General features: G+C 40.3%; 16 protein-coding genes and 2 pseudogenes. 16 read left to right on the top strand and 2 right to left on the bottom strand.

The features are described from left to right. Positions 1-81: 81 nt before the first annotated feature. The 13 genes from G4417_RS08705 to G4417_RS08645 all read left to right on the top strand — a co-directional run bounded on the left by G4417_RS08705 (position 82) and on the right by G4417_RS08645 (position 9,564). On the top strand, positions 82-633 hold the full coding sequence (locus G4417_RS08705; protein ID WP_243872098.1) for an RNA polymerase sigma factor: 552 nt from the start codon (positions 82-84) through the stop codon (positions 631-633). Between the two features lie 31 nt (positions 634-664). Beyond that, positions 665-1,441, top strand: a complete 777-nt coding sequence (locus G4417_RS08700) for a hypothetical protein (protein WP_173684002.1) — start codon at positions 665-667, stop codon at positions 1,439-1,441. Position 1,442: 1 nt separating this feature from the next. Next, the gene (locus tag G4417_RS08695; protein WP_026649936.1) at positions 1,443-2,354 is read left to right on the top strand and encodes an ABC transporter ATP-binding protein; all 912 of its coding nucleotides are present in this window, start codon (positions 1,443-1,445) and stop codon (positions 2,352-2,354) included. 1 nt (position 2,355) lies between these two features. Continuing rightward, positions 2,356-3,504 carry an ABC transporter permease gene (locus G4417_RS08690; RefSeq protein WP_173717678.1) on the top strand — a complete coding sequence of 383 codons (1,149 nt, stop codon included), beginning with the start codon at positions 2,356-2,358 and terminating at the stop codon, positions 3,502-3,504. Between the two features lie 128 nt (positions 3,505-3,632). After that, entirely contained in the window at positions 3,633-3,929 is a 297-nt protein-coding gene (locus G4417_RS08685) for a hypothetical protein (RefSeq protein WP_173684000.1), read from the top strand. 20 nt (positions 3,930-3,949) lie between these two features. Beyond that, the gene (locus G4417_RS08680) at positions 3,950-4,459 is read left to right on the top strand and encodes an RNA polymerase sigma factor (protein WP_173683999.1); all 510 of its coding nucleotides are present in this window, start codon (positions 3,950-3,952) and stop codon (positions 4,457-4,459) included. A gap of 1 nt (position 4,460) precedes the next feature. Next, positions 4,461-5,114, top strand: coding sequence for a zf-HC2 domain-containing protein (locus tag G4417_RS08675; RefSeq protein WP_173683998.1), 654 nt, complete (start codon positions 4,461-4,463; stop codon positions 5,112-5,114). Positions 5,115-5,302: 188 nt separating this feature from the next. Further along, on the top strand, positions 5,303-6,157 hold the full coding sequence (locus G4417_RS08670; RefSeq protein ID WP_173683997.1) for a YitT family protein: 855 nt from the start codon (positions 5,303-5,305) through the stop codon (positions 6,155-6,157). A gap of 90 nt (positions 6,158-6,247) precedes the next feature. Beyond that, positions 6,248-7,561, top strand: a complete 1,314-nt coding sequence (locus tag G4417_RS08665) for a Na+/H+ antiporter NhaC family protein (protein ID WP_173683996.1) — start codon at positions 6,248-6,250, stop codon at positions 7,559-7,561. 153 nt (positions 7,562-7,714) lie between these two features. Further along, positions 7,715-8,356: a MerR family transcriptional regulator gene (locus G4417_RS08660; protein WP_055060018.1), complete on the top strand. Its 642-nt coding sequence runs from the start codon at positions 7,715-7,717 to the stop codon at positions 8,354-8,356. Then, positions 8,337-8,654 carry a YbjQ family protein gene (locus G4417_RS08655; RefSeq protein WP_019163048.1) on the top strand — a complete coding sequence of 106 codons (318 nt, stop codon included), beginning with the start codon at positions 8,337-8,339 and terminating at the stop codon, positions 8,652-8,654. Before G4417_RS08660 ends, G4417_RS08655 begins: the two co-directional genes overlap by 20 nt. 88 nt (positions 8,655-8,742) lie before the next feature. After that, on the top strand, positions 8,743-9,078 hold the full coding sequence (locus G4417_RS08650; RefSeq protein WP_019163047.1) for a hypothetical protein: 336 nt from the start codon (positions 8,743-8,745) through the stop codon (positions 9,076-9,078). A gap of 57 nt (positions 9,079-9,135) precedes the next feature. Beyond that, positions 9,136-9,564, top strand: a complete 429-nt coding sequence (locus G4417_RS08645) for an SseB family protein (protein WP_019163046.1) — start codon at positions 9,136-9,138, stop codon at positions 9,562-9,564. 118 nt (positions 9,565-9,682) lie between these two features. Here the strand turns inward: G4417_RS08645 and G4417_RS08640 are convergent, their stop codons facing one another. Beyond that, a complete protein-coding gene (locus G4417_RS08640) occupies positions 9,683-11,050 on the bottom strand; it encodes an MATE family efflux transporter (protein WP_008705109.1) in 1,368 nt (455 codons plus the stop codon). A 358-nt stretch (positions 11,051-11,408) separates the two neighbouring features. Here G4417_RS08640 and G4417_RS08635 point away from each other — a divergent pair, with 358 nt between their 5' ends. Further along, positions 11,409-11,867, top strand: a complete 459-nt coding sequence (locus tag G4417_RS08635; RefSeq protein ID WP_055058331.1) for a ferritin-like domain-containing protein — start codon at positions 11,409-11,411, stop codon at positions 11,865-11,867. Positions 11,868-11,880: 13 nt separating this feature from the next. Here the strand turns inward: G4417_RS08635 and G4417_RS08630 are convergent, their stop codons facing one another. Next, positions 11,881-12,204, bottom strand: a complete 324-nt coding sequence (locus tag G4417_RS08630; protein WP_173717677.1) for a helix-turn-helix domain-containing protein — start codon at positions 12,202-12,204, stop codon at positions 11,881-11,883. A 5-nt stretch (positions 12,205-12,209) separates the two neighbouring features. Between G4417_RS08630 and G4417_RS17510 the strand changes: the two are divergent. Next, a pseudogene (locus G4417_RS17510) lies at positions 12,210-12,386 on the top strand (beta-glucosidase); the annotation flags it as partial. Between the two features lie 155 nt (positions 12,387-12,541). After that, positions 12,542-13,023 (top strand): annotated as a pseudogene (locus G4417_RS08625) (IS200/IS605 family accessory protein TnpB-related protein); the annotation flags it as partial.

Below are 13,023 nucleotides of genomic sequence, written 5' to 3'. Positions count from 1 at the left end.
AACGTAATAAGTTTTGTGAACTTTTTTACATCATTTATGGTTATATAATATGTAAGACGTTTTACAACAGGAGAATATATAATGAGTGACAGAAAGCTGCTGAAGAAAGTACGGGACGGAGATAAAGAGGCATTATCTGATATTATAAAACAATATTATGCGGACATTTTCCGTTTCTGTCTTTACATGATACAGAACGAAGAAGATTCCTATGATATTACGCAGGAAACTTTCCTGAAGTTTATGAAATATGGGACATCTTATCAAAGAAACAATCTGAAAGGATATCTTCTTACTATTGCCAGAAACTGCTGCTTTGATTATCAGCAGAGAAAAAAAGAGGCAGGAAAAAATCTCCGCAGTTATGAAGCTGAGAATGAAAACGGAAGCCTGAAAATAAGTGCAAATACGCAAAATATCCATCAATATCCGGATATTTGCGGAACAGATAAAATGAAAGAAATGGAAGATTATCTTTATCTGAAAGGACTACTGAACAGACTTTCCCAGGAGGTAAGGGAGGTAATCATTTTGCGTGCATATGAGGAATTGAAATTTAAAGATATTGCAAAGATGATAATTGTAGTCTCTCTACTGCAAAGTCGAGATATCGTATTGGAATTCAGCAGATGAAAAATATGATAAAGGAAGGAGATCAATGAGAATGCAGGATAAAGATATCAGACGGCTTTTTCAAAAAGCGGAAATACAGGTTTGTCCGGAACAGAAGCGGATATTAAAAATGTATGAATATCTTCAAAATGAGATCGACAAAAATGAAAATAAAAAGCAGAGAAAAAGAACAGAGATTTCATTGAGGGATATTTTGTGGCAGCAATTCAGGCTTATAGATAAAACATATGTAATTGTGTATATTATGGTAGTTTTTGCAGGTTTTGCGCTGATGGTATTTTTGCAGTATGCAGGAACAGGGAAAAATGATGCGATCATGGTAAGTATGATAATTTCTGGTTGTCTGAGCACGCTTTCTGTCTGGGGGATTAACAAGTTATATTTTGGAAAAATGGCAGAGTTGGGAGCAACCTGTTATTTTGATACCAGAATGTGTGCGGCAGCAGGGCTGATGGTTATCGGAAGCGTTAATTTTATAGTTATTATGTTATTGGCATTATATTCAGGAAATACATGGGAAGTATCAAATCTGCAGACAGTGATATATATTTTGACAGCATATCTCGTATCAGGTTCATTAGATTTCGGGATTTTACTTTTTAAGACAGGAGAAAAAGCATCGGTGGCAATGGCAGCAGGAATTCTTATCTGTTCAGGTGTCTGTATAGTGGTATCAAACATTTCCGGCGCATTATTTTCTGCTTCAATCAGTATATGGGCAGGTGTGTGTGCAGTGGCAGGAGGATTAACATTTGTGCAGGTGAAAAGATTGTTCTCGGCAGGAGAAATGGTGTTTGAGGAGGCATAATATGCATGAATTAAAGTTATACGAGGTTCAGAAAAAATATAAAGACAAAACAGCGGTGAAACAGGTAAGTTATACATTTAAACATGGAGTTTATGGTCTGCTTGGAGAAAACGGGGCGGGAAAAACAACTCTGATGCGTCTGATCTGTGGAGTTTTGCAGCCAACCACAGGAAATATTTATTATGACGGAATGGAAATTGCTCAGATGGGAGCAGAATATCGCAGGCTTTTGGGATATCTGCCACAGGAACTGGGTTATTATGACAATTTTACAGCAGAAAGATTCTTGAGATACATAGCTGCATTGAAAGCTATGTCAGCGGAGTGTTCCGAGCAGAAGATTCAGGAACTGCTGGAACTGGTAGAACTTCAGAAGGATAAAAAGAAAAAGCTTAGAACTTTTTCAGGGGGAATGCTTCGGAGAGTAGGAATAGCCCAGGCGTTGCTCAATAATCCGGAAATTCTGGTTCTGGATGAACCGACTGCAGGATTGGATCCGAAAGAAAGGGTAAAATTTAGAAATATTATCAGTTCATTGGGAAAAGAAAAAACAGTATTACTTTCGACACATATTGTATCCGATATTGAATACATTGCTGATCAGATTTTAATTATGAAGGATGGCGAACTGATCTGTAGTGGAACAGAACAGGGGATTACTGCAAGTGTAAAGGGATATGTCTGGAAATGTAATGTTTCGACTGATGTGGCACAAAAACTTTGTAACCAGTATATGGTAAGTAACCTGAGAAACGGCAGTGAGGAAAATCAGGCAGAACTGAGGATTATTTCAGAAAAATGCCCATTTCCCGCTGCTGAACTTGCAGAGGAAACACTGGAGGATGCATATCTTTATCAAACACAGGATATTAACAGAATAAGGAGCAGAAGAGATGAGAATGCAGTTGTATAAGATGGAACTTTATAAAATTTTTCACAGGAAGATTTTCTGGATAGGAATATTAGCAATCTTGGGACTGATGTTTGTGTATTTCTGGTTTGCGGAAGTGGGAGATGAGAGATGTGTAATAGATGGTTGGAGCTATTCAGGATATGAAGCAGTACAGATGAATAAAAAAATTACAGAAGAGTATGCGGGTACTGTCACAGATGAAAAAATCAATCAGATTGTAGATAAATATGGACTTCCTTCGGAATTAAATGAAAATATGCCTGGCTGGAAGAACGGTAATTATCTGAATGATTTTGTAACAAGATTTTTTACAAATGGAAGCTGGGAGAATGGAGTAAAACCTACAGAGCGATATAGGCTTAAGGACACTGATTTATGGAAAGCCTATAAAGAATACAATGAAAATATAGACAGCAAATCAGAAAAAAACGATAAGAAACAGATGAAAAATGAGATATTGTCAATGTGGAAGCTCAAACCAACACTGGAATATACCACAGGCTGGAAAGTTTTCGGAGAACTGCTACAGTTTGGACTGATTTTGGGAAGTATTATGATCATCTGTGTGATTTCAGGTATTTTTGCAGAGGAAAGTCAGACAAAGATGTTACCATTAATCTTTACAACAGTGGAGGGGAAAAGGAAGGATACTTCAGCCAAAGTTCTGGCTTCTTTTACGATAACAGTTCTGTTATATGCAGGAATTACAGGAAGTGCATGGGGATTATGCAAAATCGTGTATGACTTAAAGGGAGGATACAATCTGACAGGAGTAGTCATTTCGGGAAGTATGTGGAAGACAGTGGATAAAGTTCCATTTTTCAGTTATTTGTCAGTGCTTTTGATATTGGGGATGTTGGCATTTTTATCATTAAATGCCATTACATTGTGCACTTCAGCATATCAGGACAGTATGTTTGGAGCTGTAGTTGCAACTGCAATATGTTGGGCAATTCCATTGCTTGTACGGATTTTTTTTGGTGGATTTGTATGGATTTTGGTGGACTCGATGCCGATGTTTCTCATTATGCAGGTGAATCTGAATGATATATACAGTATCTGGTACGTTGTAGCTGTAATAGCTGTGGGTGTGTTGGCAGTGTCTCTGACCAAAGGAATATTGCATTATAAAGTCAAACAGGTAGTGTAAGAAGAAACTTACTTGCTTCGGTTAAAATATCAAAATATAAATTTTCCTGTAACGTTTCTTCTGTCTGTGACTTAATTATATAGAAAGACATCAGATAAAATAATGATACAGCAGACAGGAGGATTATCATGAAACGATATTTAGGAATATTCATTCTGACAGTTATGGTTGGTTTATCAGGTTGTGCATCTGATACAGACAGTGATACTCAGGTGAGCAGCCGTGCATATTCAATGCAGATGCAACAAAATCAGAACCGTGTTCAGACATTCAATGGAAGAAGACAGATCAGGTCGTCAGATGGATCTATGTGGACACCGCCGGCAGGGTCATATCAGGATAAAGATGGTTATATTCTGGATAAGGATGGCACCACGATCGGCCAGACCGGACCATTGAAAATCCCGAAAGATGCAGTAGGATAATAAAAATACAAGGAGCAGGAATGGAGAAATCAGAAATCGAAACAATCTACCGTAAGTATTTCCATGATGTCTTTCTCTATATCCGGGCACTTTCCGAAAATGAAAGTCTGGCAGAGGAAATTACCCAGGAAACATTCCTGAAGGCAATGAATAATATTGAGAAATTTGACGGCAGGAAGGATATCCGCGCATGGCTATTTGTAATTGCGAAGAATACATATTTCCGCTATTGCAGACGAAATAAAATCTATGTGGGTGAAGAATTTTCAGAAATAATGCAGGATTCCATGCGGGATACATCCCCGGCCGTACTGGATCAGATCGTGCAGGATGAGACAGTTCGGAATCTCAAACGCTATGCAGAACTGATACCGGAACCCTACAGGGAAGTATTTCACCTGCGGATATACGGTGAGCTCTCCTTTGAGCAGATCGGAAAATGCTATCAGAAAAGTGCAGGGTGGGCAAGAGTAACCTGCCATCGTGCACGACAGATGATAAGAGCACAGATAAGTCAGGAGGAAAAGTAACATGGAAAAAATAAACTGCAATGTGATCCAGGATATTCTGCCATTATACATTGATGATGTGGTAAGTGATGACACAAAAGAACTTGTAGAAGAACACCTGCAAAACTGCGAAATCTGCCAGCGAGTATACCATGAGACAAAGGCAGACCTTGAAAATGATATGAAGGTTTCAGTGCAGACAAAAGAAAGCAGCAATGAAGCAAATGACCTGAAGAATTTCAGGAAATTTTTAAAGAAAAAAAAGACAAAAACAATCCTGCTTTCCATAGCAGCAACCATAGTTTGCTTTGTGGCAGTGTTTACCTTTATGAATAAACATGTCACATATATCAACTACAAAGATGCCGGGATTACTATTGTTGAGGATAATAAAGATGAAGTAACATATAGAATGAATATAAAAGGAAATTATCGCTGGAAAACATCTTTGGACAGAGAAACAGGTGTAATGACTATCCATTTTGAACAGAGCCTGTGGGAAAAATATGTAAGCTGTATTTTTTATCCATATGATAATCTTCATGAGATTCTGAAAAAAGATGAGATAAAAGAAGTGTATGTAGATAAGGATGGAACTACAACAACAATCTGGGAAGCTCCGGAGGAAGAACAGAAGGCTTATTTATCTGAAGAACATACAGAGCCGTTAGGATAAAATCTTAGAGTGTTTTTCAAACACGATCTAAAATATGAAAGCGAATTTTATAGCAGTCCTATAGGTTATAAGGATTTACAAAGGGGTTGTCATGGAAGGCAGCCTCTTTTTGTAATTGCTGATGGACATTCTCTTCCCATATGTTACAATAGAACAAGAATATGGAAAGAAAGACAGGAAAATTAACAATGAAAAAACAACTAAATTATGCAGATATCATAAAGGAAGCTCTGATCCTGACAGGTGCGGTAGCGATCATTGCGGCAGCAGTTTATTTCTTTCTGGTGCCGAGCCATACCTCTGTAAGTAGTATCTCCGGTCTTGGTATCGTGTTATCAAACTTTGTACCATTGCCGTTGTCGACAATCACCATGATTTTGAATGTGGTACTTCTGATTATTGGTTTCTTTACCTGCGGACGCGAATTTGGCGTAAAAACGGTTTACACCAGCATCGTTTTGCCTTTATTTCTCGGATTATTTGAGAAATTATTCCCGGATTTTGGCTCTATGACCAACAGTCAGGAGCTGGATGTACTGTGCTATATCCTGATAGTCAGTGTAGGACTGAGCATTCTTTTTAACAGAAATGCATCCTCCGGTGGTCTGGATATTGTGGCAAAGATTATGAACAAATATCTCCACATGGAACTGGGAAAAGCAATGTCTCTTTCCGGTATGTGTGTGGCTCTTTCCGCAGCGCTTGTATATGATAAGAAAACAGTGGTGCTGAGTATTCTGGGAACATACTTTAATGGAATGGTTCTGGATCACTTTATCTTTGACCATAATATTAAACGTCGTGTCTGTGTCATCACTCAGAAAGAGGAAGAACTGCGTAAATTCATTATCGAAGATCTGCATAGCGGAGCAACTATCTATGAAGCGACAGGTGCCTATAATATGAAGAAACGCAATGAGATCATCACGATCGTAGACAAAACAGAATATCAGAAGCTGATGGCTTACATCAATCATGAAGATCCAAAGGCCTTTGTGACAGTTTACAATGTATCGGATATGCGCTATCAGCCAAAACTGTGAGAAATATTATGGCAGGAAAGCTGTGGGTATGATAGAATAGCAGGGTGATTATATAACCATAAAGAGATTATGGTAGAAAGAGGATGAAAGATGAGAAAAGGAAAAGGAATTGCCTTGCTTCCCATTGGTGTATTTCTTGTATTATACCTTGGACTGGGCATTTTGTTTGAGTATGTGATGGAAATCCCTATGGGATTTTATAATGTGCCGATCGTAGTAGCATTTCTGGCTGCAATCCTGGTTGCCTGTCTGCAGAACAGAGCACTGGATTTTGATAAGAAACTGGAAATCATGGCACAGGGAGTTGGGGACAAAAATATCATCACTATGCTTTTAATCTTCCTTGCAGCAGGTTCCTTTGTTGGGGTTGTGGGAAGAAGCAGTGCTGAGAGTGTTGCATATTGTATGCTGAGTCTGATACCTGCCAGATTTTCAGTATCTGTGCTGTTTATAGTTGCCTGTTTTGTGTCTGTGGCTATGGGAACCTCTGTGGGAACCATTACCCTTCTGACACCGATTGCAGCAGCAGTTTCCACAGCATCAGGATTTGATCTGGCATTTTGTGTGGCTTCTGTTATGGGAGGAGCCATGTTTGGGGACAATCTTTCTTTTATTTCAGATACGACGATTGCTGCATGTAATGGTCAGGGATGTGAGATGAAAGACAAATTCAGGGAAAACTTCTGGATCGCTCTTCCGGCAGCCGTTGCTACATTGATTTTAATTCTGATTTTGTCATTTCAGACAGAAATCCAGGGCCGTGTGATCCAGCCCTATCATCTGACACAGGTAATACCGTATGTGCTGGTATTGATCGGAGGAATTGTTGGGATCAATGTGTTTGTGGTATTGCTGACAGGAATCGTATCCGGAGCATTTATTATGCTGATCGGAGGACATACCACACCTGTAGAGATCCTGAAAAATATGGGATCCGGTGTATCCGGAATGTTTGAGACCTGTATGGTGGCGATTCTGGTAGCTGCCATGTGTGCGCTGATACGTAAGTATGGTGGATTCGATGCACTTCTTGGCTGGATCCATAAAATTTTCCGCGGAAAGAAGGGCGGACAGCTTGGAATGGGACTTCTGGTAGGAACTATGGATATTGCCACTGCCAATAATACAGTGGCGATCGTAATGGCAAACCCCATCGCAAAGGAAATGGCAGAGGAGTATGGGATTACACCGAGAAAGACAGCTTCCATACTGGACACTTTTTCCTGTGTTTTCCAGGGAGTGATTCCATATGGTGCACAGATGCTGGTTGCGATCTCAGCAGTGAATGAGCTGGGTGGTGAGATTTCTGCATTTCAGATCATGCCGAAATTGTTTTACCCCATGTTATTGCTGTTCAGTTCTCTGATCACAATTATGAGAGGCTCAGACCGTACAGGAGCTTAAAAGATTCCCCCTGCCGGAAGCTATACTTTTTTCAATTTCTTTCAAAAAATACTTGACCTTCCTCCTTGTGGAAGCAGTATAAAGAAAGCACAGACAGGGCAGTAGAGCAGCGGATCAGCTATATCTGCTGTCAGGAAAGCAAGAGGTAGCAGTATGAAGATCAAACAGGTGGAAGAGCTGGTAGGCATCACCAGAAAGAATATCCGTTTTTATGAAGAGCAGGGTCTCCTGAATGTGGAGCGTGCAGAGAACGGATACCGGGAATATCATACGGCAGATATTGCCAGACTTCAGGAAATCAAATTATTCCGGAAGATGGATATTTCCATAGAAGAGATGAGAGCTCTTTTTGAAAAGAGGAAAAGCCTGCAGTTTTGTCTGGAACAGCACCTGGGAGAACTGGAACGCCGCAGGGAGGGCCTTGTGAAAATGCAGGAAATGTGTGAGCGCCTGATCGCAGAGCATCAGTCCCTGGATACCTTGAATGCCGAGAACTGTCTGGAAGAAATCGAGCAGATGGAGAAAGAGGGTGCAAGGTTTATGGATATAAAGAAAACAGATATCCGTAAGAAAAGAAGGACAGGAGCGATCATTGGAGCAGTAGTTATGATCTTGCTTATGGGATTTACCATAGGGCTTATGCTGTGGGCAAATACACAAGATCCCATACCGACCGGACTGCTGATATTTCTGATCGCCATACCGGTTGTGATCATCGGAGGAATTCTGGCAGCACTTGCAGGACGCATGAAAGAGATTGAAGGAGGAGAAGAGGATGAAGCTTCTAAGTATTGAATACATTCCGGGTGTAGAGTTTGAGGCACTGGGAATTGTAAAGGGAACAGTTGTACAGACAAAAAATGTAGGAAAAGATTTCATGGCAGGGATGAAGACTCTGGTAGGCGGAGAGATCACAGGCTATACGGAAATGCTCAATGAGGCAAGACAGATTGCCACCAAGCGTATGGTAGATGAAGCCAAAGAGATGAATGCGGATGCTGTGATCGGTGTGAAATATGGCTCCTCCCAGGTAATGTCAGGGGCAGCAGAAGTTATTGCGTATGGAACTGCTGTGAAATATAAACAGGATTAAAAATTAAGAACAAGAGCAGAGAACGCAAAAAGAGATCTTAAGTAAAGCAGAAAATCCGTAATGAAGGCTGGGAAAGGAAATTCAACATATGAAGATTGAAGGAAATCAGAAGGAATTAGACGCAATGGCTGAGTTTCATAAAGGAAACCGTGCAGAGGGTTTGCGTCTGCAGGAGGAATTCGCGGCAGAATTTCGTGAAGAATACAAGGAGAAGGATCACTGTTCCTGCCAGAAAGCCTGTCGTTATCACGGAAACTGCAAGGAATGTGTGGCAATCCACAGAGCACACCAGGAACATGTTCCGAACTGTATGCGGCCTCTGCTCAATAAGAAGTTGAAACTGTTATCAGAGCTGACAGAACATACGCTGGCAAATGAGATAGAAGCACCGCATGAAATCCTGAGAAAGCCATCAAAAAGCTGAAAAATTCAGAAAATGTACTGGAAATAAAACGATGAAAGGCATAAAAGAGATATTAATATGAGCGATAATAAGAATGTAAATCAGGATAAAGGTCTTCAGGGAAATGAAAAAATAGAGCAGGCGATCGCTGCTCTGCAGCAGGAAGCCACTCAGGAAATGCTGGCACATACACTGACTGTAATCCGTAGACGAATGAGAGAAAACGGCCAGTTTATCCTTTCAGTAGAACCGCCCACAGGAGACAACCAGCTCCGGATCGGCACAGTGAAAACCGGAGATGGAAAAGTCTGGTGGGCGGCATTTACAAGCTTTGAGGAAGAACTGAAAGGCGGCGGAAGCGTACAATCCACTTTTCTGACAGACATAGATCAGCTTTTTCATTCAGCATTACAGGTAAATGAGATTGAGGGAATTATTCTTAACCCATGGAATCGGACGATCATGCTCGATAAGAACCTGATTAATATTATATTGGGAAATATATGAAGCTATGTAAAGAACTCTCATGTTCAGTTAAATAAAAGTCCTCATTGTTTATCCTTTTTACAATTTCTGCAAAGTTATGCGATAGTTAAAAATAGATAAATACTGAGGACTTTTCTGCTTATCGGGAGTTTCCCATTTTGTTTAATTCAGGCAAGATTGTAACCAGCATGGTAATAAAGCACAGAGAACCACCGATTACATTAGATACCGGCTCTGCCATAAACACGCCATCTGTACCCATGTGTAATCCATAGGGCAGGAAATAAGTCAGCGGAACCACGATAAATACTTTACGAAGCAGGGAGAAAAAAATCGCCTGCTTTTTTTTATTTAATGATTTAAACACAGTCTGACCAATATACTGCAGATCCATAAAAATAAATGCTGCAAAGTAAAGTTTCAGTGCAGGAACTGCATCCTTTAATAGTAGTTTGTCTGAACTGAAGATCCCGATCAGAAATTCAGGGGCAATGAGAATGACGCTCCACATGATACCTGTATAGATCAGAACCATAATGATCAGAACAACCCCTGCTTTCTTTACCCTGTCAGGACGTCTGGCTCCGTAATTGTAGCTGAGAACAGGAGAGGTTCCCTCATTGATCGCATGGATAGGCGTCTCTACCATCTGGCGAACACTGGATATAATAGTCATGACAGAGATATAAATATCACCGCCTGTCACGGAAAGAACATTATTGCAGCAAATACTTACCAGACTGTTGGTCAGCTGCATGATAAATCCAGCAGACCCCAGACTGATGATATCCCTGGCATGTCTGGTGCACTCAGAAATCTCATTTATATGAATCCATCTTACCTTCAATTCTGATTTTCCATGAAGAAAATAAAATACAAGCAAGGCAGAGAGAATCTGAGAGATGACAGTAGCAATCGCTGCACCCTTAATCCCCATATCCAGAACAAAAATAAAAATCGGATCAAGAATAATATTTGCCACTGCACCGACTGTTACTGACAGCATACCGATAATGGCATATCCCTGTGCATTGATAAAAGGATTCATTCCTGTTGCTATCATGGAAGGGAGAGTACCCAGAAGGTAAATCATCAGATAGGGATACGCATAAACCAGAGCATCATCTGAAGCACCAAACAGAGTCAGTAAGGGGCGGGCAAAAAGAAATCCGATCAGCATCAGCACAGCAGCACTTCCACATAACATGGTGAAAGCAGTATTCATGATCATGTCAGCAGTCCTGGAATCTCCTTTTCCGCGGTTGATAGAGAAAATTGGTGCACCTCCGGAACCAAAGAGATTACTGAAAGCAGTAATGATCATGATGATCGGAAAGCATAAGCCCACAGCGCCAAGTGCAGTTGTTCCTATATCATGGATCCTGGCGATATAGATACGGTCCACAATGTTGTATAAAAGATTCAATATCTGCGCTACCAGCATGGGAAGTGCAGCACTTAATATATTGTTGGTTACAGTTCCGTTTTCAAAATCAATTCGTTTCATTATAAATCTTCCTAAGTTTAAAACTTTTATCGTGCATATAAGTATATCATAAAGTAAACAGAAATTCACTCTGATGCAGTGGTGTTGGAACAAAATAGTTACTGTTCACTCCGTTCACAGTAACGTAGCCAAAATTCATTCCAGATTGCCTGCGGCAATGGAATTTTGGCTCGTATGTCTCGGGATTTTGGCATATTCATGCCAAAACACCTCGCGGGACAGTGGCATGTGAACAGTAACACAAAATATTCTCTGAAATTGTCATAAGTCATGATACAGAGAATAAAAAAGCATTTTTTATCCATACTATTTTCATGTAACAAAATACAGTATTTCTTAAAAAAGGAGACAACAGACTATGATTTTAAAAGAAAAGGAACGTTCAGTAATCGAAGATCTTCAGACACAAGAGAAAAGCTGTGTGGAAAAGTATGGAAAATACGCAGAACAGGCCAGGGACCCGGAGCTTAAAAATCTTTTCCGGAATATCCAGCAGGAAGAACAGAAGCATTATGAGTCTTTGTCAATGATTCTTTCCGGAAGTGTGCCTGAATGTAACTGTAATGACAGGTCAGGCAAAGACTATCAGCCAAAAGCAGTCTATACAGCCATGAGTTCACCGGAAGACAAAGAGCACGATGCGTTTCTTGCAACAGACTGTATCGGTACAGAGAAGCTGGTGTCAGGAACATACAATGATGATGTATTTGCCTTTGGCGATAGTGGTGTACGCAAGCTGCTGGCAGATATCCAGATTGAGGAACAGAACCATGCAGAGATGCTGTATAAGTATAAAACAGTGAATGGAATGGCATAACAGCGAAAAGCATTCATTTATTAAAGTTCTGCCCGTATTTTTCCCGATACTGCCGCAGAGTCATTCCTGTATATTTTTTAAACACTTTTCCCAGATGACTCTGAGAGGAAAATCCCAGATAAGTGGCGATTTCAATATAAGAATAGGGGGAACAAGCCAGAAGATTCCTGGTAAGCTTTACCTTTTCCTGTAAAATGAAATCTGTAAGAGTAACGTTTTCACATTGCCTGAATAGTTCAGAAAGATAATTCGCATTCAGATGCAGATACTCTGCAATATCCTGGATGCGGATTTTTTCATGTAAATGTTTGAAAATGTAATCTTTGGATTGTTCCACCCAGATATTTTTGGAGGCAATATCAGAAAGAAGTCTATGAAGCAAGAATCAAGATCCATCGTTCTGAGTACATTACAGAAAGAGACTTCACAAGAATTAAATCCATGGGAATGGATGCAGTAAGAATCCCAGTTCCATATTTCATTTTCGGTGACAGAGAACCATTCATCGGATGTATTGAATAATTGCGCGTCGCATTCTCGTTACTTTAGCCTGGAAATTTTTTACCCAAAGGAAAACATATGTTTATTTTTAGCACTATATGTGCTAAAATATAGCCATGGGTAGTAGAAAGAACAACAGAATCTGAGAAAAGAGTTATCAGGGAAAAATAAAAATGCAGATAATATCCAGTTATGGTGTAGAATTACGAAAACAGAATATCCCGATCCGCCAGACACTGGAGATCTACCGTTCTGCTGTCAGCTATCTGATTGGGATTTATGTGCAGGTATGGGAAGAATTAGCAGAAATCCCGGATGCAAAGAGGCGTTTTAATGTTGCAGAACATCTGGTACATACTACGAAGAAAAACCATGCCTGTTTTGATTTTGATATCCGGTTCCCAAAGATGCCTTCCTATCTGCGCAGATCTGCCATCCAGCATGCACTGGGGACAGTATCCTCTTATAAAACACGGCTGGATCTATGGGAAAAGACCGACGGAAAGAGCGGGAAACCAAAGCTTGTATATGAAAATCACGCCATGCCGGTCTTCTACCGTGATGTCATGTATCGTGAAGGCGCGGAAGGGAAAGACGAAGCATACCTGAAACTCTATGACGGTCATGACTGGAAATGGTCCTGTGTACGTCTGGA

The sequence above is a fragment of the Blautia wexlerae genome (genome assembly GCF_013300825.1).
GTDB classification, from domain to species: domain Bacteria; phylum Bacillota; class Clostridia; order Lachnospirales; family Lachnospiraceae; genus Blautia_A; species Blautia_A wexlerae_B.
This window is presented reverse-complemented; position numbering and strand designations above follow the sequence as displayed.